Origin of the sequence: Patulibacter medicamentivorans, from assembly GCF_000240225.1 — a bacterium.
GTDB classification, from domain to species: domain Bacteria; phylum Actinomycetota; class Thermoleophilia; order Solirubrobacterales; family Solirubrobacteraceae; genus Patulibacter; species Patulibacter medicamentivorans.
In genome coordinates, this window is sequence record NZ_AGUD01000074.1 from 1 (window position 1) to 24,656 (window position 24,656).

Below are 24,656 nucleotides of genomic sequence, written 5' to 3' on the forward strand. Positions count from 1 at the left end.
CCGGCTGGCGGCCGCCTACGCGGCCGCGCTGGGCGGCTGACGCGACGGGACGCCGGTTGGGACGGCGCCGCCCGATGGTGGGCGGCGCCGCGACCCCGTCGCCCGCGGTGGGCCGGCCAGCTCCGTTCCTGCCTGCCTGCGCCTCCCTGGCCCGGCTGGTTCCTGCCTTCGAGCTCTTCGTCGACCGGCGGTCAGCAACTGTTGACCGACGGTCGGCAGTGGTGCTACCGTCTGCTGACCAGCGGTCGACAGCGCCGCGCCCGACCGACGAACCGCGGAGTCCCAGATGTCGACCGTCCTCCTCTCGACCTCCAGCGAACCCGCCACCGGCCGTCGTCCGCCACTGCGGCCGACGGTCGTCGGCCGGCAGCTGCTGGCCCTGGTCTGCGCGATGGCGGCGGTCGCGGCGATCGTCGTCCCGACCGCCTTCGTCCTGCTCGTGGAGGGACTCTGCGAGAGCGACTGCGGCGGGACCTCGCTCGGGACCTGGCTGACGGTCGACGGCCTCGGCGGGGCGCTCGCCGTGGGCATCGCGTGGTGCGCGCTGTCGCTGGCGGCCGGCCGCCGGTTGCGCGGCCCGCGCGCCTGGGCAGCCTCGCTGGCCCTCCCGCTTGGCGGCTTCGCGGCGTCTGCCATCGGGCTCGCCCTGTTCGCCAGGGCGGGCGACGGCGCCGCCTCCGTGCTCGTGCTGCTTGTCGCGGCGGTCGCGGTGCTGCTGCTCGGCCTGGCGCGGTGGGCGGCGCGGGCGTGAGCGCGCTGCGGCAGCGACGCGGCGACCCCGCCGTCGGGAGGCTGATCGCGGCCCTCGACCCGTCGGCCGGTGGACGGACCTCGGCACGGCGACGGCGGAACCGGGGGTCCCTCGAGCCCGGGCTCCTACACTCCCCGCCATGCCCTGGCTGCTGACCGGCGGCGCCGGCTACATCGGTGCCCACATCGTGCAGGCGTTCCGTGCCGCCGGACGCGAGGTCGTCGTGCTCGACGACCTCTCGTCCGGCTTCCGCGAGTTCCTGCCCGACGACGTCGTCCTCCACGAGGGGCGGGTCGAGGACCCCGCCGCGGTCGCCGCCGCGCTCGACGCCCAGCCGCTCGACGGGGTCGTGCACCTGGCCGGCCTGAAGTACGCCGGCGAGTCGGTCAAGGTCCCGCTCGACTTCTACCGGGCCAACGTCGAGGGCACGCGGGTCCTGCTGCGCCAGATGGCCGAGCGCGACATCGACCGGCTGGTCTTCTCGTCGAGCTCCGCGACCTACGGGACGATGGAGGGCGAGATCGTCACCGAGGACGCGCCCCAGCGGCCCGAGAGCCCCTACGGCGAGTCGAAGCTGATCGGCGAGTGGCTGATCCGCGACCAGGCGCGGGCGCGGCCGTCGCTGCGCCACACCTCGCTTCGCTACTTCAACGTCGTCGGCTCGAGCGCCCGGGAGCCGGTGCCGATCGTCGACCACAGCCCCTACAACCTCTTCCCGCTGGTCTTCCGGGCGCTCTCGGCCGGCCGCCAGCCGAAGGTCTTCGGCGACGACTACCCGACGCCGGACGGCTCGTGCGTCCGCGACTACGTCGACGTGGTCGACCTGGCCGAGGCGCACCTGCGGGCGGCGGTGCTGCTGGAGGAGGGGCGCGAGCTGGCGCCGGCCTACAACGTCGGCCGCGGCGAGGGCGTGTCGGTGCGCCAGATCATCGAGGCGATCCTGGCCCAGGTCGACGAGCAGGCGCTCGGCTACGAGGTCGTCCCCCGCCGCCCCGGCGACCCGGCCAAGATCGTCGGCTCGGCCCGCCGGATCGAGCAGGACTTCGACTGGAAGCCGGGCCGCGGGCTGGCCGAGATGGTCGAGGGCGCCTGGTCGGCCTGGAACGCCGCCGGGACCGCCGAGCGCGAGGCCGCCCAGGACGCCCGCCGCGCCGTCGCCTGAGCGCGTCGCCGACCCTCAGGCCGTCGGGACGTGCTGGCGCAGCCAGCGGACGGTGTCGGCGATCCCCGTCTCGAGCGGGATCCGGGACTCCCAGCCGAGCAGCCGCTTGGCCTTCTCGACGCTCGGCCAGCGGCGCTGGACGTCGACCTGGAAGGTCGGCTGGTGGTCGTAGCGCAGCTCGTCCGTGCGGCCGCACTGCTCCCAGATGACCTCGCAGATGTTGGCGATCGTCCGTTCGTCGGAGGCCGAGACGTTGAAGTCCTCGTTCAGCCCCGCGTCGTGCCCGGTCGCGGTCACGACGCCATCGGCGATGTCGTCGACGTGGGTCAGCGTGCGGGTCTGGTCGCCCTTGCCGAAGATCGGCAGCGGCGCGCCGTCGGGCAGCGCCAGCACCTTCTTGATCACGTCCGGGACCATGTGCGCGATCCCGGGCTCGTCCTCGGGCATCTCGCCGGGGCCGTAGGCGTTGAACGGGCGGCAGATCGTGTACGGCAGCCCGTGCTCGTCGTGGGCGGCGCGGACCCAGACCTCGCCGGCGAGCTTGCTGAAGCCGTAGGCCGATCGCGGCACCGGGACCGACCAGACGTGCTCCTCGGTGGTCGGGAACTCGGTCGCCTCCTCGAACACCATCGAGCTCGAGACGTAGGTGAAGCGCTCCAGGTCGTCGCTGCGCAGCGCGGCCCCGATCACGCTGTTGTAGAGCGACGAGTTCATGTCGGTCAGCGTGTAGGGCAGCTTGTGGAAGTTGCCGATCCCGCCGACGATCGCCGCCAGGTGGATCACGTGGCTGCAGCCCGCGATCGCCTTCGCCGCCTCGTCCTGGTCCCGCAGGTCGCCGCGGTGGACCTCGCAGCCCTCGCGCATCCAGTCGGGCGCCTCGCGCTGGTCGGACACCCGCACCTCGAAGCGCGGATCGGAGAGCAGACGACGGACGACGGCGGCGCCGATGGTGCCGGCACCGCCCGTGACGAGAACGCGGGACATGGACGGCGGAGGCTAACGGCCCCCGCCCGCGATGCGCGCCGTGCTCGCCCCGGCGGCGGGACGCCGAGGCCGTCGGCCGCCGGTCAGGCGACGGTCGGCGCGGCCGCGGGCGTCGCGGTGGCGTCGGCCAGCTCGCGTGCGACCCCGAAGACGGCGCGCTGGTCGAAGCAGTCCCAGGGATCGGCGATCACGGCGCCGGGCGCGGCCAGCGCGGCGATCCGCTCGAGGACGGCGCGATCCTGCCAGCCGCTGTGGTTGGTCGCCAGGACGACGGCGTCGGCGCCGCCGACCGCCTCCTCGAGCGTCAGCGACGACGACGGGCTCAGCGGGTCGTGGGCGGCGACCAGCGCCAGCTCGCGCTCGAGCAGCCGCATCAGCTTGAAGCTCAGCGAGTCGCGCTCGTCGTCGGTGTCGGACTTGAAGGCCAGGCCGAGGACGGCGACCTTCTTGGCCCGCAGCGTCTCGCCCGCCAGCCGGCGCTTGAGGCCGTCGACGAGGAACAGCGGCACCGACTCGTTGACGCGGCTGACGGCCAGCAGCATCCCGGGCGCCGGCGAGCGCTCCTCGCTGAAGGTGAAGTCCTTGCGCAGGCAGGTGCCGGCGGTCATCCCCGGCAGCTTCATGCCGCCCCGCGGGTAGTCGCGGTTGATCAGGTCGATGACCTCGAAGACGTTGGCCCCGTACTGCTCGCACTCCATCATCAGCCGGTTCGGCAGCGCGAACAGCGTGTAGCGCAGGATGTTCGTCCAGATCTTGGCCAGCTCTGCCTCGATCGGGGTCGTCTGGACGATCGGGGCGCCGAGCGCGGTGAAGAGCTCGGCGGCCGCGTCGCCGGAGCCGCTGCCGAACCCGCCGACGATGCACGGCAGCGTCGAGATCTCGTCGAAGAACCGCGACGCCGCGATCCGCTCGGGGACGTGGGCGACGAACAGGTCCTTGCCGACCGTGAAGCCGCGGTGCATCTCCAGGTAGCCGGCGACGAACTCGGTGGTGCCCGGCGCGATCGTGGAGCGCAGGACCACGCACTGCCCGTCGCGCAGGTGCGGCAGCAGGTCGTCGAGAACGCTGCGGATCTGGCTGACGTCGATCTCGATGTGGCTGAACGACGGCGTCCCGAGCGTCAGCACGATGTGGCGCGCCCGGGCGGCCTGGGTGACGTCCGAGGTCAGCTCCAGCGTGCCCTGCTCGCGGACCCGGTCGAGGACCTCCTCGGCGCCGGGCTCGAAGAACGGCATCCGCCCGTCGGCGACGGTGGCGACCCGATCGGCGTCCTTGTCGACGCCGAGGGTCCGCAGCCCGCGGTCGGCGAACGCCAGCGCGAGCGGCAGCCCCACGCGTCCGATTCCGACGACAGCGACGTCCAAGTCCACGTCAGAGAGGCTAGACGATCGTTTGGTCCGCCCGGCCTCGTGCCCGTTCCCCGACGCGGGCGGGCGCGCCGTCATCGGCTAGCGCCCGGCCGGCGTCGCCGACCGGCGGCGCAGCGCCGAGCGGCGCGGAGGCGGGCCGCCGTGGAGGACCGGGGCGGTCGCCTGCCCCGAGAGCCGCTGACGCAGCAGCTGGGCGCCGAAGCGGGCGACGAACAGCGGGTTGTAGCGGGCGTAGCGCCGCCACAGCCGGCGCGGCTCCTGGATCAGGCGGAAGAGCCACTCCAGGCCCATCGACTGGACCCAGCGCGGCGCCTGCGGCACCAGGCCGGCGTGGAAGTCGAACGCGGCCCCGACGCCGAGCAGGACCGGCGCGTCGAGCCGCGAACGCATCGCGGCCATCCACTTCTCCTGCTTCGGGACGCCGATCCCGACCCAGACGACGTCGGCGCCCGAGGCGTTGATCTCGTCGACGACGCGCTGCTCCTCGGTGGCGTCGAGCGGGCGGTACGGCGGCGACCAGCCACCGACGATCCGCAGGCCCGGGAAACGGTTGCGCAGCCGTCGCGCCAGCTGGTCGAGCGCCAGCCGGTCGCGTCCGCCGTACAGGTAGACGCGGGTGCCGTTCTGGGCCGCCCGGGCGCAGTGGCGCTCCATCAGGTCGGGCCCGTAGACGCGGTTGGGCTGCTCGTGGCCGAGCAGGTTCAGCGCCCACACCAGCGGCTGGCCGTCGGGCACCGTCAGCGAGCTGCCGAGGACGGCGGCCCGCAGCTCGGGATCCTCCTGGCAGACCATCACGGTGTGGGTGGCGGCGACGCAGATGTAGCCCTGGCGGCGCGACGCGACCATCGCGTCGATCCAGGTCAGGGTCCGGTCGTAGGTGGTCAGCGCCAGCGGAACGCCGAGCACCTCGACCTGCGGCGGGGGGGTGGCGAGCGAGCTCAGCACGTCCGCGTTGGTGACCGTCTGGCCGTCGTGGTGCATGTGGGTGGGACCGTTCGAGGGGCGGCTCGGCGGCTCGGGGGCGCCGTCGGAACCGGTGTCACGGGCACAAACCCGCGTGTGCGACGAGAGTTGCGGCGGCTGCGCGATCGGGGGTACGCGGACGGCCGTAGGGTCTCCAGGCTATCGAGCGGGTCGGGTGCACTACGTCGTGCATGATCGCGTGCGGCGCTTGCGGGCGCGCCGATCCGGGGCCGCCGGCGTCCACCGGGTGGCGCCGGCCGGGGAGCGACCGGGCCGGAACGCGGTCGACCCTCCGCTACCGTGTCTCGCGTCGTGCCCCGGATCCCTCGCCGAAACGCCTCCTCGCGCTCCGGTGGCGGGGAGCCCCCGACCGCGGCGGCGGCCCCGGCGCGCAAGATCCCGACGAAGGGCGTGGGCCGATGAGCCGACGGGTGCTGATCACGGGGATCACCGGCCAGGACGGCGGCTACCTGGCGGAGCGGCTGCTGGCCGACGGCGACGAGGTGGTCGGCACCGTCCGGCGCGCCGACGGCGCGCTGGCGGCGGCGGGCCTCGGCCACCTCGAGGGGCGGGTCGAGCTGCTGGAGGCCGACCTCCTGGACGGGGGCTCGATCCGGCGCGCGGTCGTCGACGCCGGCGCGGAGGAGATCTACCACCTGGCGGCGCCGACCTTCGTGCCCGACTCGTGGCGCGACCCGACCGAGGTCACGACGGCGGTCGCGGTCGGCACGGCGACGGTCCTGGCGGCCGCGGGCGAGCTGCGCGGCGACGTCCGCGTGCTGGTCGCCAGCTCGAGCGAGATCTTCGGCGACGCCGGCGTCTCGCCCCAGGCGGAGGACGCGCCGAAGCGCCCCCGCAGCCCGTACGGGGTGGCCAAGCTGGCCGCCCACGGGCTCGTCGGCACGCTGCGGGCCCACCACGGCCGCTTCCTCGTCTCGGCGATCACCTTCAACCACGAGTCGCCGCGGCGGCCCGAGCGCTTCCTCCCGCGCAAGGTCACGGCCGGCGTGGCTGCGATCGCGGCGGGGCGCGAGCAGACGCTGACGCTCGGCGACCAGGCGGCCGTCCGGGACTGGTCGCACGCCCGCGACATCGTCGACGGCATGGTCCTCGCCCTGCGCCACGACGAGCCCGGCGACTACGTGCTCGCCTCGGGCATCCCGCACACCGTCGGCGATCTCGTCGACGCGGCCTTCGCCGCCGCCGGGGTCGAGCGGATCGTCACCGGCCCGGACGGGGTCCCGCGCGATCGCGTCGTCGTCGACCCCCGCTTCGTCCGCCCGCCCGAGCAGTGGCCGCCGGTCGGCGACCCGTCGCGCGCGATCGAGACGCTCGGCTGGCGGCCGCAGGTGACGTTCGACGACCTGGTCGCCGAGATGGTCGCCGCCGACCTGGAGCGGCTGGGCGTCGAGCGCGCCTGATCGCCGGGCGAGCCGGCGGGCGCGCGGTCCCCGGAGCGGGCCTGCGACGATCTGGCGCGCCGTGCCGTCCCCCCTCCGCGTCGCCCTGAACCTGATCTTCCTCGTCCCCGGCGAGACCGGCGGGATGGAGGTCTACGCCCGCGAGCTGCTGCCGCGGCTGGCGGCGCTCGATGGCGTCGAGCCGGTCGCGATCGTCAACCGGGTGGCCGCCGAGGACCGCGACGCGCCATGGAACGGGCCGGTTCGATCGGTGGTCGCCGACGTCGACGCGCGCGACCGCAAGCAGTGGGTGTGGGGTGAGCAGCGCCACGTGCCGCGGCTGGCGGCGGCCGAGGGCGCCGACCTGATCCACAGCCTCGCGTCGACCGGGCCCGGGCGCCTGGCCGGCGGGCCGCCGCGCGTGACCACCGTCCACGACCTGCACTACGCGGTCGCGCCCGAGGCCCACTTCGGGCTGCGCGGGCTCGGGATGCGGCTGCTGGTACCGGCCGCGGTGCGCGCGTCGCGACGGGTGATCGCCGACTCGCGGGCGACCAAGGACGACGTGGTGCGCTTCATCGGCACCGCCGCAGAGCAGGTCGACGTCGTCCACCTGGCGACGACGGTCCCGCCGCGCGAGGGCGTGGGCGCGGTGGTCCCGACGGCGGAGGACGAGCTGCGCCGCCGGCTGGGCCTGGGCGATCGGCCGGTGCTGCTGAGCATGGCGGCGAAGCGGCCGCACAAGAACGTCGAGGGCCTGATCGACGCATTGGCGCGGATCCCGCCCGAGCGGCGGCCGCTGCTGGTCGTGCCCGGCTACGTGACCGAGCACGAGCCGGTGCTGCTGCGGCGGGCGGCGGCGCGCAACGTCGGCGAGGCGATCCGCTTCCCGGGCTGGCTGTCGCGGGCCGACGTCGAGGGCCTGTGGCGGCTGGCGACGGCCCACGTGTTCCCGTCGTTCTACGAGGGCTTCGGCCTGCCGGTGCTCGAGGCGCTGGCGCGCGGGGTGCCGGGGGCGTGCAGCGACCGGGCGTCGCTGCCCGAGGTCGCCGGCGACGCGACGCTGCTGTTCGACCCGGCCGACCCGGGCGCGATCGCCGCTGCGATCGACCGCCTGCTGGGCGACGAGCCGCTGCGCGAGCGACTGCGGATCGCGGGCCTGGCGCAGGCCGCGACGTTCTCCTGGGAGCGGGCGGCGGAGGAGACGGCGCGCAGCTACGAGCGGGCGCTCGGGGCCGCGTAGCCGTCGGCGACGGTCCGCAGCGAGCCGTCGAGCGAGAGCCGCTCGGCGTTCTCGGCGAACCAGGCCCGGGTGCCGGCGCGCAGCTGCTCGCCCTGCTCGTGGCAGCGGACGACCGCGGCCGCGATCGAGCCGCCGGTCGGCTCGGCGGCGACGAAGCCGTTCCGGCCCTCGTCGACCAGCTCGACGGCGGCGTTGTCCTCGCCCTCGACGACGACCGCGGGAACGCCGTGGGCCGACGCCTCGACGACGACCATCCCGTAGCCCTCGCGGGCGGAGGGCTGGACGACGCAGAGCGCGGTCCGCATCGCGTCGTCGATCTCCTCGGCGGCGACGAACCCGGGCAGCTCGACGACGTCCCCGAGACCCAGCTCGGCGACCCGCGCGGCGATCCGCTCCGCCTCCGGTCCGGCCCCGAAGATCCGGGCCCGCAGATCGGGGATCCGCTCGCGGGCGGCGGCGACGGCGTCGACGACCAGGTGCGCGCGCTTCTCGGGGATCATGCGGCCGGCGTAGACGACGGTCGGCGGATCGGCGGGGGGCGTGGCGGGCGGCGGCTCGAGGCTGCCGGCGTACATCCCGGTCAGCATCGTCGGCCGGCCCCGGTAGCCGATCTCGGTCAGGCGATCGCCGTGCCGGCGGCTGAAGACGTAGGCCTGCTGCCCGACCCGCGCGCACAGCCGCTGGACGGTCCAGCCGATCCGCCCGCCGACGCCGCCGAGGTAGTCGGTCCAGTACTCGCGGCTCCAGAGCTCGAACCAGTCGCAGCTGATCCGGAAGCGCCCGAGCGGGCGCGCCACGGCCGCGGCCAGCAGCGAGAAGTACGGGAAGGACGCCGTGTGGACGACGTCGTAGCGGCGGCCGTGGCGCAGCAGGTGCGCGAGGACCCCGAGCCCGAACCGCAACGGCGGCCCGATCTTCCGCCGATCGCCGACGTACAGCTCCAGCCGCGGCCCGACGGGGACCACCGAGACCCCGGGCAGGTCCGGGGCATCGTCGGCGTCCCACTGCGTGAGCGTCAGGTAGGTGACCTCGTGCCCCTCCGCCGCCAGCCGCTCGGCGAGGTTCCGGTACCACTTCTCGGCTCCGCCGACGGTCCAGGGGAAGAGGCAGTCGTAGATGACGCAGATGCGCATTGGGCGGCCACGATAGCTGTCGACGTGTCAGTTCGGACGAGCCGATAACGTCGGTCCGCATGGCAGTTAACGACTACCTGGAAGCCGCACTTCAGGCCCGCGAGTACCTCGCGGTGGCCGATGAGGCGGTCGAGGCTGCCGATGGCGGCCCCATCCTTGACTGGGGTTGCGGAGCGGGCCAGATCTCGCACTTGATGGTTGAGCGAGGCGGTGATGTTTCGTCGTTTGACTATGACCCTGAGTCCTCTGGCGCTGAGAGCGTCCCCTTCAAGCGTTACCCCGAGCTCAGCGCGACACGGTCGAACGATCCAGTGCGGCTGCCGTATGAGGACGCGAGCTTCGATGTGGTGCTGTCCTGCGGAGTGCTGGAGCACGTTGCCGAGCCGTTGGCCTCGCTCATCGAACTGCGTCGAGTGTTGAGGCCTGGCGGGACGCTGCTCGTCTACAAGCTCCCGAACCGCTTCTCCTTGCTGGAGCTGGTGGCGAGGATCGGCGGTCTTCCTTACCACGGGATGAGGGTCCACGACACGCTTTGGGGCGTTCGGTCCACGCGATGGGCCCTCGACGCTGCCGGATTCGATGTCGAGTGGGTGCGCCGGTCGAACTTCCTGCCGTTGACCGTGCACCACGAGGCGTTGACTCGCCGTGCGGATGGCCTGTGGCGACTTAATCAGCGACTGGCGCGGACACCGCTCCTGCAACTTCTCGACACCAACGTCGAGGCGCGGGCGGTCAAGCCGGCAGAGGTGCGCCGCCGCGAAGCGGTGTCGTGATTCTGCCGGAAGGCCGCCGGCGAACCAGCTACTTCGACAGCAGCTCCAGGTCCGCCCGGGTCATCAGCCGGATCAGCTCCTCGAAGCTGGTCTCGGGGACCCAGCCGAGCTGGTCCTTGGCCTTGGTCGGGTCGCCGATCAGGAGGTCGACCTCGGCGGGGCGGACGAACTGCGGGTCGATCTCGACGTAGGGCGCGAAGTCACCGAGGCCGGCCTCGTCGAACGCGACCTCGACGCACTCGCGGACCGTGTGCGTGTGGCCGGTGGCGATCACGAAGTCCTCGGGCGCGTCCTGCTGCAGCATCAGCCACATCGCGACCACGTAGTCCTTGGCGTAGCCCCAGTCGCGCTTGGCGTCGAGGTTGCCGAGGGCGAGCTTCTCGCGCAGGCCGAGCTTGATCGCGGCCGCGTGCCAGGTGATCTTGCGGGTCACGAACTCCAGGCCACGGCGCGGGGACTCGTGGTTGAAGAGGATGCCGCTGGTGGCGTGCAGGTCGTAGGACTCGCGGTAGTTGACCGTGATGAAGTGGCCGTAGACCTTGGCCACGCCGTACGGCGAGCGCGGGTAGAGCGGCGTCTCCTCGGTCTGCGGGACCTCGCGGACCTTGCCGAACATCTCCGACGAGGACGCCTGGTAGAAGCGCGCCTCGGGGCAGGTCTCGCGCATCGCCTCGAGGATCCGGGTGACGCCGACGCCGGTGAAGTCGGCGGTCAGCGTCGGCTGCTTCCACGAGAGCCCGACGAAGCTCATCGCCGCGAGGTTGTAGATCTCCTCCGGCTGGGCCGCGCGCAGGGTGTCGACGAGCGAGCGCTGGTCGAGCAGGTCGCCCTGATGCAGCGTGACCTTGTCGCGGAGGTGCTCGATCCGGTCGAACTTCTCGGTCGATGCCCGGCGCACCATGCCGTGGACCTCGTACCCCTTCTCGAGCAGCAGCTCGGCGAGGTAGGAGCCGTCCTGGCCGGTGATCCCGGTGATGAGGGCGCGCTTCGGCATGCGCGCAAGCCTACGGATTCCGCCGCCGACCGCGTCGCGCCACCGCTGCCGATCGAGAGCCCGGCGAGTAGCCTGGCGCGTCGTGTCTGCACCCGACCCCCACGAGCGGCACGCCACCGCCGTCCTGGACACCGCCGAGGCCGGCGGGCGGGTGGTCTCGGGCGGAGCGCTGCGGGTCGCGTCCTACGTGATCGGCGCGCTGGTGACGGTCGTGTCGGCGTCGGTCGTGGCCCGTCACCTGGGCAGGGAGGGCTTCGGCGGCTTCACGACCGTCGTGTCGCTCTCGACGGTCGCGCTGGTCGTCGCCGACTTCGGCCTGGCCACGCTCGGGGTCCGCGAGTACGTCACGCGCAGCGGCGCCGACCGCGATCGCCTGATGCGGGTGATGCTCGGCATGCGGCTGGTGATGATGGTGGCCGGCGCGCTCGGGATGATCGCGTTCGCGGCGCTGGCGGGGTTCGACTCGGAGCTGTGGCTCGGGACGCTGCTGGCCGGCCTCGGGCTGGTGATCTACGCGCTGCCGGTCACCTACGTGATCCCGCTCCAGGCATCGCTGCGACTCGGCTGGGTCGGCGCCCTCGACCTCGGCCGCCAGGCCACCCAGGCGCTGCTGCAGGTCGTGCTGGTCGCCGCGGGCGCCGGCGCCGGGCTGCTGCTCGGAGCAGCGGTTCCGGCGGCCGTCGTCACGCTGCTGCTCGGCATCGTGGCCGCCCGCGGCCTGGCCCCGCTGGTGCCGACCTTCGACCTCGCGGCGATGCGGCGGCTGCTGCGGATCTCGGTCACGTTCGCCGCCGCGACGAGCATCGGCACCCTCTACCCCTACGTCGCGCAGGTCGTGACCGACCTCTCGACCTCGGATCACGAGAGCGGGCTCTTCGCGCTCTCGTTCCGCGTCTTCGCGGTCGTGGTCGGCACCGCGATGATCGCCGTCAGCAGCGCCTTCCCGGTGCTGGCCCACACGGCCGGCCGCGACCACGCGCGGTTCGGCTACGCGGGAACCCGCACCTACCAGGCGACGATCCTGCTCGGCGCGCTGGCGGCGGTCGGGATCGGGGCGGGCGCGCCGCTGGTGATCTCGATCCTCGGCGGCGAGAAGTTCGTCGACGCGACCGATGTGCTGCGGATCCATGCCGTCGCGATCATCGGCTCGTTCGCCGTCGCGACCGGCTCGTTCCTGCTGCTCGCCCAGAAGCGCCAGCGGATCCTGCTGCGCCTCAACGGCGTCACGCTCGCCGTCAGCCTGGTGCTGACCGCGGTGGCGGCCCGGCAGTGGGGCGCGGTCGGTGCCGCCGGGGCGATGGTGGCGACCGAGATCGGCCTCTCGATCGCCTACTACGCGGTGCTGCGGCGGGCCGGCTACGGCCTGCGGCTGGAGCGGCGCTGGGTGGCGGCGGTGGTGGCGGCGCTGGCGGTCGCCGGCGGGGTCGCGGCGGGGGTCGCGGCGCTGACCGACGGGACCGTCGGCGAGCTGCTGCAGACGGCTGCCGCGCTGGCGACGTTCGTCGTCGCGGTCACGGCGCTGCGGGCCGTCCCCGAGGAGGCGCTCGCGCCCCTGCGCGCGCGGCTCGGCCGCTCCTAGGCGGGGCGCCGGCCGAGGATCCAGACGTTGCGCCGGACGATCGGCAGCCAGGCGGCGGCCCGCAGCGGGGCCGGGCGCCGGTGCGATGGGAGTCGCGCGCTGACGATCGACGTGCCCGGCATCACCGACTCGTAGCCGGCCTTCGCGACCTCGAAGCCCTGGTCGGCGAACAGCAGCCGGAAGGCCTTGAGCGTGAACGGGCGACGGTGGGTGTAGTCGTTCCAGACCCAACGCTGGGCGTCCGGCGACGAGGCGAACGCGAGGCCGCCCGGCCGCAGGACGCGCAGCGCCTCGCGGACGACCGCGACCGGGTCGGCGACGTGCTCGAGCAGGTCCTTCAGCACCACGCCGTCGAAGCTCCCGTCGTCGAAGGGCAGCGGCTGGTCGGCGTCGCCGAGCTGGACGTCGCGCCCCAGCTCCTGCGCCTGGGCGACCGCGTCGGGGGAGCCGTCGAGGCCCGTGTAGTCGGGGAAGTGGCGGGCGATCCAGCCGGTCCCACAGCCGACGTCGAGCAGCTTGGCGGTCGGCGCGAAGTGCCTGGTGATGTCCCGGAAGTAGCCCGGCTCGCCGTGCCAGTCGAAGTAGGCCATGGGCCGGACTCTATGAGTCTCGCCGCCCGACGGCGACGCTCGCCCGGCTAACGTCCCCGGTCCTCATGCAGGTACTCGACACGTCGCTCCCCGGCGCCAAGCTCGTCCAGCCGCGCGTCTTCCCCGACGATCGCGGGTTCTTCTGCGAGACGTTCCGCGAGAGCGTGCTCGCCGAGCACGGCATCCACGACCGCTGGGTCCAGGACAACCACTCGCGGTCCTCGCGCGGGGTCGTTCGCGGGCTCCACTTCCAGATCGGCGAGGGCTGCGCCAAGCTCGTCCGCTGCGGCCGCGGCCGGATCTGGGACGTGATCGTCGACCTCCGCAAGGGCTCGCCGACCTACGGCAAGTGGGAGGGCTTCGACCTGACCGACGAGAACATGCACGCGCTCTACGTGCCGGTCGGGTTCGCCCACGGGTTCGCCGTCATCAGCGACGTCGCCGACGTGCTCTACAAGCAGACGCGGTACTACTCGGGCGAGGTCGAGCGCGGCATCGCCTACGACGACCCGCAGGTGGCGGTCGCGTGGCCGCTGCCGGCCGAGGCGATCCAGGTCTCCGAGCGCGACGCGACCGGTCCGACGCTGGCCGAGGTCACGGAAACACTGCCGTTCGTGTATTAGGTAGCCGGACGCAGGACGCGTCTCGTCAACTGCGGGGGCGAACTTCGGTGGCCTCGCGGGTCAGTCCTGCGATGTCCCCAGAACGGAGTCCCACCATGTCCCGAGTCGCCCGGATCGGGCTGACCGCGTCGATCGTCGCGATCGGAGCGCTGACGCCCGCCGCTGCCGCGCGTGCCGGCACCTACGAGGTCTGGACGTGCCGTGCGCCTGATGGGTCGCCGGCGCCGACGGCTGCCGCAGAGGGTGGTGGTTGGGCGCCGCGACTCATGCAGACCGGCCTCGGAGGCGGGAACCGGGCTGAGGACCGATGTGGGACCGGCGGGCCGTTGATCGGCTCACTAGCGGAGACCTTGAGCCAGCCTGCTCCCTCGTGGCTGTTCTGGGAGTTCCATTCACCGCCGAGCACGTCGGTCGTTGCCTACAGCCTCGACTATTCCGGCTACAGCCGGGCTGGCCTGGGTGGCCCGCTCTCTGTCGGCGACGTTTCGGTTCTCACCTCCCTGCAGGCGGATCCCGTGTATGACGCTCGCCACCTTGCCAGTGGGATCGTTGACCGCCGCAGCATGACCGCGAACTCGGGCGGGGCATCGACTGTTCGAGTGGTGCTGGGTTGCGTTCCGCCGACCCTTTCGTCGTCGGGAAGTTGCCAGCCTGACGTCAACGGTCCCGTTGCCAGGGTCGACGTCTTTCGTGGGGTTTTCACTCTGTTGGACCGCGATACGCCAGACGTCACAGGTGCCTCCGGCGACGCCGTCACCAACACCACCTGGGCCGGCCCCACCGGCATCTCCTTCGGGGCGACCGACCAGGGCGGCGGGGTCTACCGGCTCGCGATCGAGGTCGACGGTCGGATCGAGAACTACGTGAACCTCGCCGACGCGCCGTGCCGGTCGTGGCCGGGCAGCGAGCGGACGTTCCTGTCGCCGAAGCCGTGCCCGTCGACCGTCGGCGGCCTGAAGACGTTCGACACCAAGGACCTTCCGGAGGGCGTCCATGCCGTCCGGGTGCTGGTCGAGGACGCGGCGGGCAACCAGGCGACGGTCTACGGGCCGACGACGAAGCGGCTGCGCAGGACCGATCCGGGACCGAACAACGGCTCGCCGGCGGTCGACGACGCGCGGCTGCAGGTCGCCTGGGAGGGGCGGGAGTCGGACCTGCGATCGATCCGCTTCGACCAGCAGCCGATCGTGAAGGGCCAGCTGACCACGGCCAAGGGCCAGCCGATCCGCAGCGCCTACGTCCGCACCACGATCACCCGCGACGCCCGCAACTCGCCCCCGTTCGAGCGCACGTCGCTGCGGACCGACGAGGAGGGGCGGTTCCGCTGGAAGCTCCCGAGGGGCATCAGCTCGCGGTCGCTGGTCTTCGCCTACCACCAGCGCGTCCGCGACGACGAGCCCGTCGCGGTCCGGAAGCTGCGCCTGCGGGTCTCGGCCGCGCTGCGCCTGCGGCTCAGCCGCCGGACCGCGCGGCGCGGGCAGTCGGTGCGGCTGACCGGCAGCGTCGTCGGCCGGCCCCTGCCCGCCGGCGGCAAGGTCGTCGAGCTGCAGGCGCGCGATCCCGGCGGGCGCTGGATCACGTTCCGGACGGTCCGCAGCGGCCGCGGCGGGCGGTTCGCCACGAACTACCGCTTCCGCAAGCCCGGCCCGGCCCGGTTCCAGATGCGGGCCCGGGCGCGGCGCTCTGGCGACTACCCGTACGCGACCGGCAGCTCGCCGGTGCGCGCGATCCGCGTCCGCTGAACGAGCGACCGCGCCGTGGGGCCCCCGCCCCTGCGGCGCGGTCGCCGCGGGAGCACCCACGGGTCGTCGGCGGCCCCCGATCCGCCATCCTTCCGTCCGATGTCGAGCACCAGCGCTCCGCAGACGCCGGCCGGGACCTCCGGCGACGCGCCCGCCGCCGACGACGCGCCCGCGCGCCTGCGCCGTCTGCGTCGCCGCTTCCGGACGTCGCCCGAGCGGATGCTGCTGGCCGCGCGGCTGGCGCTGTTCGCCAACGTCGGGATCATGCTGACCGGCGCGCTGGTGCGGGTCACCGGATCGGGCCTCGGCTGCTCGAACTGGCCGAAGTGCCAGACCGAGGTGCTTCCCAGCCACGTCCACACGCCGACCCTGATCGAGTTCGGCAACCGGCTGCTGACCTTCGGGGTCAGCGCCACCGCGATCTTCGCGATCTTCTGCGCGCTGACCCGCGTCCGCTGGCGCAGGGACCTGGTGCTGCTGTCGGTCTGGCTGCTCGGCGGGATCTTCGCCCAGGCCGTGATCGGCGGGCTCAGCGTGCTCTACGACCTCGACTGGATCTGGATCAGCGCCCACTACCTGGTGTCGATCAGCCTGCTGCTGATCCCCGCCGCGCTGCTGGTCTGGCGGGCCGGCGAGGACACCAGCGCCAAGCGCGACCACCAGGCGACCGACCGCCTGACCGGGCGCGCCGTCGCCGCGCTGCTGCCGCTCGGCCTGCTGGCCCTGGCCGCCGGCACGCTGGCGACCGCCGCCGGCCCCAACAGCGGCGGCGAGGGCACCGGCGACGTCGTCAAGCGATTCGACGTCCACGGAACCGGGACGCTGGAGTGGATCGTCCAGCGCCACGGGGCGATCGCCGCGATCTTCGGGATCGGGATCATCGCCGTCTGGTCGCTGGCCAAGGCCCGCGGCGCCGGCGAGCGGCTGACGCTGACCCTGACGCTGGCCGGGATGCTGGTCGGCGTCCAGGGCGTGATCGGCCTGATCCAGTACGGGCTCGAGCTGCCCGGCGGCCTGGTGTGGGTCCACGTCACCCTCGCCACGCTGACGTGGGTGACCGTGGTCTGGGCGTGGCAGGTGGCCGGACCCGGCACCCGACCGCCCGACGGCGAAGCACCCCGCTGAGCTACTCCACGGTCACGCTCTTGGCCAGGTTCCGCGGCTTGTCGATGTCGCGGTCCAGGGCCAGCGCGGCGTGGTAGGCCAGTAGCTGCAGCGGGATGTTGAGCAGGATCGGGTCCAGCTCGGGCTCGGTCCGGGGCACGACGATCGTGCGCTCGGCCAGCTCCTCCGGCAGCTTCTCGTGGCTGATCGCCAGGATCGGGCCGCCACGGGCCTTGATCTCGTGCAGGGTCGAGCGCTGCTTCTCGCCCAGCTCGTCGTCGGGGACGACGGCCACCACCGGCATCTCGGGGCAGATCAGGGCCAGCGGACCGTGCTTGAGCTCGGCCGCCTGGTACGCCTCGGCGTGCATGTAGGCGACCTCCTTGATCTTCTGCGCCCCCTCCCGCGCGATCGGGTAGCCGCGGACGCGCCCGATGAACATCGCGTTGTCGAAGCCGGCCAGCCACTTGGCGGCCTCCTCGATCGCCTCCTCCTGCTCGAGGACCGCGGCGATCTTGGCCGGCAGCTCGCGCAGGGCGGTGATCATCCGGTCGCCGTCGGCCGGCGAGAGGTCGCGGATCCGGCCGAGGTGGACCGCCAGCATCGCGAACGCGACGCAGGTCGAGGTGAAGCTCTTCGACGACGCGACCGAGACCTCGGGCCCCGCGTGGATGTAGATGCCGCCGTTGTTGGCCCGCGCGATCGCCGACCCGACCTGGTTGATCACGCCGAGGACGCGCGCGCCCTTGCGGGTCAGCTCCTCGACCGCGGCCAGCGTGTCGGCCGTCTCGCCGGACTGGCTGACGGCGATGTAGAGCCCGTTCGGGTCGATCACCGGGTTGCGGTAGCGGTACTCGCTGGCCGGCTCGGCGCTGGCGGGGATCCGCGCCAGGCTCTCGATCAGGTGCGCGCCGACCTCGCCCGAGTAGTAGGCCGAGCCGCAGCCGAGGATGTGCACGCGCTTGATCGCGCGCAGGTCGTGCGGCTCCAGGTTGAGCCCGCCGAGCTTGACCGTCGAGAAGCGCTCGTCGATCCGGCCGCTGAGGGTCCGCTCGACGGCCTCCGGCTGCTCGCCGATCTCCTTGCGGAGGAAGTGCTCGTACTGGCCGAGGTCGTAGTCGTCGGCGTCGAAGTCGACCCGCTCGGAGACCTTCTGGACCGGGCGGGCGTCGAGCGTCGAGGTGGTGAAGCCGTCGGGCTCGAGCAGCGCGATCTCGCCGTCCTCGAGGTGCACGACCTGCTTCGTGTGGCGGACGATCGCCCCGACGTCGGAGGCGATGTACATCTCGCGGTCGCCGAGGCCGAGCACGATCGGGCTGCCGAGGCGGGCGACGATGATCCGGTCCGGGTGCTGGGCGTCGAGCACGGCCAGCCCGTACGCGCCCTCGACGCGGCGGAGGGCGGCACGGACGGCGGCGACCGGATCCTCGTGGTCGACGGCGGCCTGCCCGATCAGGTGCGCGACCAGCTCGGTGTCGGTCTCCGACGCCAGCTCGATCCCGTCGGCGACCAGCCGGTCCTTGATGTGCGGGGCGTTCTCGATGATCCCGTTGTGGACGACGGCGAAGCGGCCGCTGAAGTCGACGTGCGGGTGGGCGTTCTCGTCGGTCGGCGCGCCGTGCGTGGCCCAGCGCGTGTGGCCGATCGTGGGCGTGCCCTTGATCCGCTTCGGCAGCGTCGACTGCAGGTCGCGGATCCGGCCCTTGGCCTTGTGGACCTTCAGGCCGCTCTTGCTCGCCACGGCGATGCCGGCCGAGTCGTAGCCGCGGTACTCCAGGCGCTGGAGGCCCTCCAGGACGATCGGCACACCATCACGGGTGCCGACGTAGCCGACGATTCCGCACATATCGGGGGGTTTCCTCTTACGTGTAGACGATCCTGCGCAACTGCCGGAGCGAGAGCGCGGGGGAGACGAACCGGCGGTGCGACAGCTCCTCGGAGATGCGCTCGAAGGCCTGCGGGTTGTGCAGGCCTCGCGCCTGGAGCTCGCGATGCCGGCGCCGCACGAATCCGGGAACGTCCTCGTCGAAGTAGCGCAGCACCTCGGCGATGACGCGGTCCGCCTCGTTCGGTGTCAGCGAGGTGGTCCGCACCAGATGGGTGCGCAGCTCGCCGAACGACGGAGACGGCCCGGTGGCGGTCACGGCGCCGAATGGTGGCGAACAGCGCCCGGAAACGCAAGCTATCTGCCCGAAATCGGGCAGATAATGCACAATCACGCCAGATCTTGCCCTCTTGTGGCGCATTGAGCCGCCGTCGGCCCCCACGTACTCTTGGCGCCGAATGACGAAGCGCTACGACGCCTTCGGTCGCGAGATCGACGAGGACACGCTCGAGGGCCTCGGCGCGGGCGCGCGGAGGGGCACGGCCCCCGGCGAGGACCGGCCGACGGCGGGCGCGGCTCCCCCGGCCGCGCCGGTCCCCGCCGCGCCGGCCCCGGCCTCCCGCTCGGCGTCCGGCTCCCGCTGGCCCGGGGTGCTCCTGCGGCTCGGGCTGCTGGTCGTCGTCCTCGCCGTCGTCGGCAAGGGCATCTCGGCGGTCGTCTCGACCGCGGGGGTGGCCGACGACGTGGTCGACGCGTTCAAGAAGCTCGACGCGATCAGCGAGACCCGCACCAGCTCCTCGTCCTCCTCGACGACCACGGTCCACCCCGACGGGCGCACGACGATCGACGGCCGGACCGTGTCGCGGTCGCGGGCGCCGCGGGGCCTGGAGCGCGGGTCGCTGCTGCGGCCCGCCGGCTTCCGGCGGGTGCTGGCGCGCCTGCGGGCCCGCGGCGGGCGGGTGCTGACCCTGCGGGTGGCCCCCGAGCGGGTCGACGCGACGATCGTCGTCGGCCGGCGGCTGCGGGTCGTCCAGGTGACGTGGCGGGGTGCGGTCGCCGACCTGGTCGCGACCAACGTGCCGAGCGGGCTGCCGGCGCTCGCGCTCTCGCAGGTCGACGGCGCGGCGCCGGCCCGGATCGCGACCCGCGCGGCGCGGAGCCTCGGTCGCGGGACCTCGCGGGTCAGCTACGTGGCGCTGTCGGGGACGGGCGGCCAGGCCCGGTGGACGCTCTTCTTCAGCGACGGCGTCTTCTTCACCGGGTCCGCCGACGGCCGGTCGGTCTCGCGGCTGGGGTAGCGCGGGCCGGCCGCGTTCGCGGCGATCGAGCGTCGCCGTGCGACGACCCCGTGCCGACTTCGTGCCGATCCGGTGACGTCGCCCACGACGAGCCGGCCGGGTGGCAGCGTGGCGGACGTGGTCGTCGTCGACCGCATGCGACCACTCGCGACGAACGGAGGCATGGTGATGATCCAGGTCCGCAACGTGCCGGAGGACCTGCACGAGCAGCTCAGGGCGCGAGCTGCCGACGAGGGAGTGAGCCTGTCGGAGCTGATCCGCAGGGAGCTGCCCCGGATCGCTCGCGAGGGGTCGATCGGCGGGTTCGTGCGCGGGCTCGAGCAGCGCGGCCCGCTCGCGGGCGCCGTCGGCGTCGACGTCACGCGCTACGTCCGCGAGCACCGAGAGGGCCGATGAGGGTCGTCCTCGACGCCGGCGCCGCCTACGAGCTGCTGACCGGGGGTCACGGCGCTCCCGGCGTCGCCGCGGCGCTGCGCGGCGCCGGCGCCCCGCCCGCGGCCCCGGAGCTGCTCGACGTCGAGGTCGCGGGCGCGCTGCGTCGCGCGGTCGCGGCCGGCGATCTCGAGTCGGAGCCGGCCCTGCGGGTGCTGGCCGGCCTGGCGGCGATGCCGCTGAGCCGCTGGCCCCACCGGCCGCTGGTGGCCCGGGCCTGGGCCCTGCGCGATCGCCTGACGGCCTACGACGCCTGCTACCTCGCGTTGGCGGAGCGCCTGGCGGGCCCCGGTCGCGGGCTGCTGCTGACCACCGACCGCCGCCTGGCGCGGGTCGCGGTCGCCGTCGGGACCGTCGACGTCGAGGTCGTCCCGGTCGGATGACTCGCGCGTGCCCGCACCGGTGGCCGGACGGCTGGCGGATCGCCGAGGCGATCGGGCGTCGCTCCCGCGCCCGTGGGCTGCTCGGACGCGACGGCCTCGCCGGGGACGAGGGGCTGTGGCTGTCCGTGCGGTCGGTCCACACCGTCGGGATGCGGTTCGCGATCGACCTGGTCTGGCTGGATCGCCACGGCCTGCCGCTGCGGATCGACGCGCGGGTCGGGCCCGGCCGCCTGCGGAGCTGCCGGCCGGCGCGCGGTGGGGTCGTCGAGGTCGCGGCGGGCCGGGGAGCGTCCGCGGCGCTGGCCCTCGCCTCACTCGTCGGGGTCTCGGTCCTCGGCCCGGCGACGGGTGGCGCGGTGCACCAGCAGGCCGCCCATCCCGATCACGAGCGCCATGCCGCCGGCGGTCACGAGGTCGGATCCGAGGGTGGCGAGGGCCATCGGACGATCGTACGCGCGGTCGTGTGCCGCATGGGTCCTGGCGCCTTCCCGGGGGCCGGTCGTCTACCCTGAATGAGGTTCCTGGCTCGTCAGCGCGACTTTCGGGCCGCTCGCGTGTCCCTCCTCGTAGCCCCCCACGATGAGCACCACGATCCCCACCAGGCCACCCCTCTCGTCCGCCACGGGCGCGACGGACGACTACGTCGTCTCGGTCGTGATCCCCTGCCTGAACGAGGAGGAGAACATCGTCGCGGTCGTCACGCAGGCGCGCCAGGCGCTCGACGACGCGGAGATCGCCGGCGAGGTGATCGTCGCCGACAACGCCAGCGAGGATCGCTCGGCCGAGCTCGCGACCGAGGCGGGCGCACGCGTCGTCCACGTGCCGGTCCGCGGGTACGGCTCGGCCTACTTGGGCGGGTTCAACGCCGCCAAGGGCCGCTACATCGTCATGGGCGACGCGGACCTGACCTACGACTTCCACGAGATCCCGAACTTCGTCCGCGAGCTGGACGACGGGGCCGACCTCGTCATGGGCAACCGGATGAACAACATCCAGCCCGGGGCGATGCCGTGGCTGCACCGCTACGTCGGCAACCCGCTGCTGTCCGGGTTCCTCAACGTCCTCTTCCGCACCGGCGTCCGCGACGCCCACTGCGGGATGCGCGCCGTCCGCCGCAGCGCGCTGCCGGCGATGGACCTGCGCACGCCGGGGATGGAGTTCGCGTCCGAGATGGTCATCCGCGCGAGCAAGGCCAAGCTCGACATCCGCGAGTTCGACATCCAGTACCACCCCCGCGGTGGCGAGTCGAAGCTCTCGACCTGGCGCGACGGCTGGCGGCACCTGCGGTTCCTGCTCGCCCACAGCCCGACCCACCTGTTCCTGATCCCGGGCCTGGTGCTGCTGACGCTCGGCGCCCTGGCGATGGTCACGGTGCTGACCGGCGTGAGCCTCTTCGGTCGCGAGTGGAGCATCCACTCGCTGATCGCCGGCTCGCTGGGCACGATCGTCGGGATCCAGGTGATCTCGCTCGGGCTCTGCGCCCACGCCTACGGCATGTACTTCATGGGCGACGTCGACCCGTGGTTCGATCGGATGCGCTCGCGCTACCGGCTCGAGCACGGGCTCGCGATCGGGGGCCTGCTCACGGTCGTCGGCATCGTCGCCGCCGCGGTGATCGTGATCCGCTGGGCGTCGCAGGACTTCGGCGCCCTCAGCGAGACCAAGCTGGCAATCGCCTCGGTGACGATGATCGTGATCGGCCTGCAGGTCTTCTTCTCCTCCTTCCTGCTGTCGATCATCGGGCTGCGGCGCGACAGGTGACGGGCGAGCGGCCCGGGCACCCCGAGGACGGCGACGAGCAGGACGAGCCGGCGGCTCCAGTCGTCGCCGGCGACGGGCCAACCGGCGACGGGCCGCTGTCGCGGCTGGCGCGGACGGCCTTCCCGGGCGCACGCGCCGTCTGGATCGCCGCCGCGGTCGTGGCGGTGCTCGGGGTGGTGCTGCTGGCGCGCTTCGCCACCGCCTCGCTGCCGCCCCTGACCGGCACCAACTCGGTCGACGCCGCCGCGGTCGTCGGCCATGCCGACAAGCGCGAGCGGGTCTGCGTCCGCGATCTCGAGGTCCCGGCCGGCAGCGCCCGGGTCCAGGTCTGGATGGGCTTCCCGGAGGCCGCTGGTCGCCCGGTCTCGGTCACCGGCGTGCTCCGGGCCGACGGGCTCCGCGAGCGGATCGCGGCCCGCTTCGACGATCCCCGCGGCGACTACAAGACGATCGCGCTGCCGCGGCCGAGCGGCGGCCGCGAGCTGGGCCGGGCGACGCTCTGCCTGCGCTCGGCCGACACCTCGATCGACCTCGGCGGCGCCTCGGTCCAGCGCCTGCGCGACCGGCCGCTGTCGGACGTCGGCGGCAAGCCGCTGCGCGACGTCGACGTCGCCGTCCGCTGGCTCGAGGCCGACGGGCGCTCGACCAGCGTCCTCGACGACCTCGGCACGGCGTTCGAGCGGGCGACGACCTTCAAGAGCGGCACCGGCGGCGCCGTGCTGCTGTGGCTGGTGCTGCTCGGCTTCCTCGTCGTCGGCTACCTGGTCGTCCGCACCGCCGCCACCGTCGAGCGGCGGAGCATCCGCGACCTGGCGCTGCGGGCGGCCGCCTTCGCGCTCTTCGGCGGGATCGCGTGGGCGCTGCTGATGCCGCCGTTCTTCGGCGCCGACGAGAGCGAGCACTTCGCCTACGCCCAGCACCTGGCGGAGACCGGCCAGCGGGCCGATCGCGCCCGCGGCGCCGCTCCCGCCTACTCGACCGAGCAGGCGCTGCTGATGGGCGCCCTGCACCACAACTCGACGATCCTCTCCGGCGGCTCGCGACCGCGCTGGGACGACCGCTGGTCGCGGGCCTTCGAGCGCCAGGACCACGGCGCGTCGCGACGCGACGGCGGCGGCTACAGCGAGAGCGCGACCGGCCACTCGCCGCTCTACTACGGCGTGATCGGCCTGCCCTACCGGGCGCTGCACGGGGCCCTCGACCTGCCGCAGACGCTGGTCGCGATGCGGATCTTCAACGCGCTCTTCGCGTCGATCGTCGCCGCGCTGGCGGTCCTGATCGCCGCCCTGATGTTCCCGCGGGTCAAGGCCGCCTGGTGGGTGGCCGGGACGATCACGGCGCTGCAACCGGTCTTCTCGTCGATCTCGGGCACGGTCAACAACGACACCTTCGTCAACCTGTTCGCGGCGCTCTGCCTGCTGCTCCTGCTGGACGGCTGGCGCAACGGCCCGCGCCCGTGGCGGATGGCGGCGCTCGGGATCGTCACCCTGCTGCTGCCGCTGGCCAAGATCACCGGCTTCGCGCTGTGGCCGGTGGTGGCGCTCGGGGCGCTGGTGATCGTCCTGCGCCACCGCGACCGCACGGCGCTCGGCACCGTGATGCTGATCCCGGCCGCGATGGCCGTCGGCTACGGGATCTGGGCGGTCGGGCTGTCGCCGCTGCTCGGCGGCGGGACCGGGACCCTGGTCAACACCCATCCGGCGGAGGGCAGCTCGGCGGCGACCGCCGGATCGGCCGCCGTCCCGGGCACCTCGCGGTCGACCCAGATCGACTACCTGGTCCAGATGTTCCTGCCGTTCGTGCACCTGACCGGCGACCACTGGACCCAGAAGCTGCCGCTGTTCAGCGTCTACGTCGAGCGCGGCTGGGGCGAGTTCGGCTGGTTCAACGCCAAGATCGGCGACGGGCTGATCAGGTCGATCGGCGTCGCGCTCGGGATCGCCTGGGCTCTCGCGGCCGCGACCGCCTGGCGGCTGCGGCACAGCTGGCGCGAGTGGGGCGGCGGGGCGCTGATCCTGCTCGCGGCCGTCGCCTCGGTGGTGACCTTCGTCGCGGTGGCGTACGCGACCGAGGTGCCGCGCGCGGTGATCGGCGAGCAGGGGCGCTACATCTTCCCCGCGCTGGCCGCGCTGTCGACGATCGTGGCCGCCGGCGTCGGAGCCTTCCGCGTCGGCGCGGTCCGGTCCGCCTACGTCGGCGTCATCTGCGCCGGCATGCCGGTGATCGCGGTCATCGGCTGGCTGTCCGCCGTTCGCGACTGGTACCTGTAGGCCGGCGCGCGGCATGGACGACGATCGGCCGGCGACGGGGCCCGCGGGGCCCGACGGCGACGCGCTCGCCGATCGCCGATCACGACCCGCCCGCCGGCGCCCGCCGGCGGCGGTGGTCGCCGGCGCCGTCGGCGTCCTGCTGATCGTCGCGGTGACGGCGGTCCTCGGGCTCTCGTCCGGCTGGCGAGCGACCTACGTGGCGCCGGTGCTGCCCGACGCCGACGCGGTGGCGCTCGGCGGCCCGGGAGCCGTCGGCTGCGCGCCGGTCCCCGGCGT

23 protein-coding genes and 2 pseudogenes are annotated in these 24,656 nt (G+C 73.4%); 16 read left to right on the plus strand and 9 right to left on the minus strand.

Going from position 1 to position 24,656, the window contains the following annotated elements; translation table 11 throughout:
- Positions 1 to 286: 286 nt before the first annotated feature.
- Positions 287 to 751: a hypothetical protein gene (locus PAI11_RS07185; protein WP_007572434.1), complete on the plus strand. Its 465-nt coding sequence runs from the start codon at positions 287 to 289 to the stop codon at positions 749 to 751.
- Between the two features lie 139 nt (positions 752 to 890).
- Complete coding sequence (gene galE / locus PAI11_RS07190) at positions 891 to 1,913, plus strand: UDP-glucose 4-epimerase GalE (RefSeq protein ID WP_007572436.1); 1,023 nt, start codon at positions 891 to 893, stop codon at positions 1,911 to 1,913.
- A 15-nt stretch (positions 1,914 to 1,928) separates the two neighbouring features.
- Here the strand turns inward: galE and PAI11_RS07195 are convergent, their stop codons facing one another.
- From PAI11_RS07195 to PAI11_RS07205, 3 genes are all read right to left on the minus strand, one after another.
- On the minus strand, positions 1,929 to 2,897 hold the full coding sequence (locus PAI11_RS07195) for an NAD-dependent epimerase/dehydratase family protein (RefSeq protein ID WP_007572442.1): 969 nt from the start codon (positions 2,895 to 2,897) through the stop codon (positions 1,929 to 1,931).
- An 83-nt stretch (positions 2,898 to 2,980) separates the two neighbouring features.
- Positions 2,981 to 4,267, minus strand: coding sequence for a nucleotide sugar dehydrogenase (locus PAI11_RS07200; RefSeq protein WP_007572452.1), 1,287 nt, complete (start codon positions 4,265 to 4,267; stop codon positions 2,981 to 2,983).
- 78 nt (positions 4,268 to 4,345) lie between these two features.
- The gene (locus PAI11_RS07205) at positions 4,346 to 5,248 is read right to left on the minus strand and encodes a WecB/TagA/CpsF family glycosyltransferase (protein WP_007572454.1); all 903 of its coding nucleotides are present in this window, start codon (positions 5,246 to 5,248) and stop codon (positions 4,346 to 4,348) included.
- Positions 5,249 to 5,649: 401 nt separating this feature from the next.
- Here PAI11_RS07205 and PAI11_RS07210 point away from each other — a divergent pair, with 401 nt between their 5' ends.
- Positions 5,650 to 6,651, plus strand: coding sequence for a GDP-mannose 4,6-dehydratase (locus PAI11_RS07210; RefSeq protein WP_040598944.1), 1,002 nt, complete (start codon positions 5,650 to 5,652; stop codon positions 6,649 to 6,651).
- Positions 6,652 to 6,712: 61 nt separating this feature from the next.
- Positions 6,713 to 7,873 carry a glycosyltransferase family 4 protein gene (locus PAI11_RS07215; RefSeq protein WP_007572459.1) on the plus strand — a complete coding sequence of 387 codons (1,161 nt, stop codon included), beginning with the start codon at positions 6,713 to 6,715 and terminating at the stop codon, positions 7,871 to 7,873.
- Here the strand turns inward: PAI11_RS07215 and PAI11_RS07220 are convergent.
- Entirely contained in the window at positions 7,846 to 9,006 is a 1,161-nt protein-coding gene (locus tag PAI11_RS07220; RefSeq protein ID WP_007572460.1) for a glycosyltransferase family 4 protein, read from the minus strand. The two genes, PAI11_RS07215 and PAI11_RS07220, sit on opposite strands and share 28 nt — an antisense overlap.
- A 59-nt stretch (positions 9,007 to 9,065) precedes the next feature.
- Here PAI11_RS07220 and PAI11_RS24075 point away from each other — a divergent pair, with 59 nt between their 5' ends.
- Entirely contained in the window at positions 9,066 to 9,779 is a 714-nt protein-coding gene (locus PAI11_RS24075; protein ID WP_050897156.1) for a class I SAM-dependent methyltransferase, read from the plus strand.
- A gap of 28 nt (positions 9,780 to 9,807) precedes the next feature.
- Here PAI11_RS24075 and gmd read toward each other — a convergent pair whose 3' ends face one another.
- Entirely contained in the window at positions 9,808 to 10,773 is a 966-nt protein-coding gene (gene gmd, locus PAI11_RS07230) for a GDP-mannose 4,6-dehydratase (protein ID WP_007572461.1), read from the minus strand.
- Between the two features lie 82 nt (positions 10,774 to 10,855).
- Between gmd and PAI11_RS07235 the strand changes: the two genes are divergently transcribed.
- A complete protein-coding gene (locus tag PAI11_RS07235) occupies positions 10,856 to 12,352 on the plus strand; it encodes a lipopolysaccharide biosynthesis protein (protein WP_007572462.1) in 1,497 nt (498 codons plus the stop codon).
- On the opposite strand, the gene PAI11_RS07240 is transcribed toward PAI11_RS07235, so the two are convergent.
- Complete coding sequence (locus tag PAI11_RS07240) at positions 12,349 to 12,942, minus strand: class I SAM-dependent methyltransferase (RefSeq protein ID WP_007572463.1); 594 nt, start codon at positions 12,940 to 12,942, stop codon at positions 12,349 to 12,351. The genes PAI11_RS07235 and PAI11_RS07240 overlap by 4 nt on opposite strands.
- 65 nt (positions 12,943 to 13,007) lie before the next feature.
- On the opposite strand from PAI11_RS07240, the gene rfbC reads away from it, so the two are divergent.
- From rfbC to PAI11_RS07255, 3 genes are all read left to right on the plus strand, one after another.
- On the plus strand, positions 13,008 to 13,565 hold the full coding sequence (rfbC, locus tag PAI11_RS07245) for a dTDP-4-dehydrorhamnose 3,5-epimerase (protein WP_007572464.1): 558 nt from the start codon (positions 13,008 to 13,010) through the stop codon (positions 13,563 to 13,565).
- Positions 13,566 to 14,272: 707 nt separating this feature from the next.
- Positions 14,273 to 15,307, plus strand: coding sequence for an Ig-like domain-containing protein (locus PAI11_RS07250; RefSeq protein ID WP_007572467.1), 1,035 nt, complete (start codon positions 14,273 to 14,275; stop codon positions 15,305 to 15,307).
- A gap of 99 nt (positions 15,308 to 15,406) precedes the next feature.
- Positions 15,407 to 16,432, plus strand: a complete 1,026-nt coding sequence (locus tag PAI11_RS07255) for a COX15/CtaA family protein (RefSeq protein WP_007572468.1) — start codon at positions 15,407 to 15,409, stop codon at positions 16,430 to 16,432.
- 1 nt (position 16,433) lies between these two features.
- Here the strand turns inward: PAI11_RS07255 and glmS are convergent, their stop codons facing one another.
- Both glmS and PAI11_RS07265 read right to left on the minus strand, forming a co-directional pair.
- A complete protein-coding gene (gene glmS / locus PAI11_RS07260) occupies positions 16,434 to 18,257 on the minus strand; it encodes a glutamine--fructose-6-phosphate transaminase (isomerizing) (RefSeq protein WP_007572469.1) in 1,824 nt (607 codons plus the stop codon).
- Between the two features lie 16 nt (positions 18,258 to 18,273).
- On the minus strand, positions 18,274 to 18,555 hold the full coding sequence (locus PAI11_RS07265) for a hypothetical protein (protein WP_007572470.1): 282 nt from the start codon (positions 18,553 to 18,555) through the stop codon (positions 18,274 to 18,276).
- A 139-nt stretch (positions 18,556 to 18,694) separates the two neighbouring features.
- Between PAI11_RS07265 and PAI11_RS07270 the strand changes: the two genes are divergently transcribed.
- The 4 genes and pseudogenes from PAI11_RS07270 to PAI11_RS28450 form a co-directional block, all read left to right on the plus strand.
- Complete coding sequence (locus PAI11_RS07270; RefSeq protein ID WP_007572471.1) at positions 18,695 to 19,534, plus strand: hypothetical protein; 840 nt, start codon at positions 18,695 to 18,697, stop codon at positions 19,532 to 19,534.
- Positions 19,535 to 19,696: 162 nt separating this feature from the next.
- Positions 19,697 to 19,930, plus strand: a complete 234-nt coding sequence (locus tag PAI11_RS07275) for a FitA-like ribbon-helix-helix domain-containing protein (protein WP_007572472.1) — start codon at positions 19,697 to 19,699, stop codon at positions 19,928 to 19,930.
- Positions 19,927 to 20,349, plus strand: a complete 423-nt coding sequence (locus PAI11_RS07280; protein WP_007572473.1) for a type II toxin-antitoxin system VapC family toxin — start codon at positions 19,927 to 19,929, stop codon at positions 20,347 to 20,349. Before PAI11_RS07275 ends, PAI11_RS07280 begins: the two co-directional genes overlap by 4 nt.
- Positions 20,346 to 20,633 (plus strand): annotated as a pseudogene (locus PAI11_RS28450) (DUF192 domain-containing protein); the annotation flags it as partial. The gene PAI11_RS07280 and the pseudogene PAI11_RS28450, both read left to right, overlap by 4 nt.
- Positions 20,634 to 20,660: 27 nt before the next feature.
- Here the strand turns inward: PAI11_RS28450 and PAI11_RS28280 are convergent.
- A complete protein-coding gene (locus PAI11_RS28280) occupies positions 20,661 to 20,789 on the minus strand; it encodes a hypothetical protein (RefSeq protein WP_007572475.1) in 129 nt (42 codons plus the stop codon).
- A gap of 139 nt (positions 20,790 to 20,928) precedes the next feature.
- Here PAI11_RS28280 and PAI11_RS07290 point away from each other — a divergent pair, with 139 nt between their 5' ends.
- The 3 genes and pseudogenes from PAI11_RS07290 to PAI11_RS07300 form a co-directional block, all read left to right on the plus strand.
- Positions 20,929 to 22,110, plus strand: a complete 1,182-nt coding sequence (locus PAI11_RS07290; protein WP_007572477.1) for a glycosyltransferase family 2 protein — start codon at positions 20,929 to 20,931, stop codon at positions 22,108 to 22,110.
- Positions 22,107 to 24,380, plus strand: coding sequence for a DUF2142 domain-containing protein (locus PAI11_RS07295; RefSeq protein ID WP_007572479.1), 2,274 nt, complete (start codon positions 22,107 to 22,109; stop codon positions 24,378 to 24,380). Before PAI11_RS07290 ends, PAI11_RS07295 begins: the two co-directional genes overlap by 4 nt.
- Positions 24,381 to 24,393: 13 nt before the next feature.
- Positions 24,394 to 24,656 (plus strand): annotated as a pseudogene (locus tag PAI11_RS07300) (hypothetical protein); the annotation flags it as partial.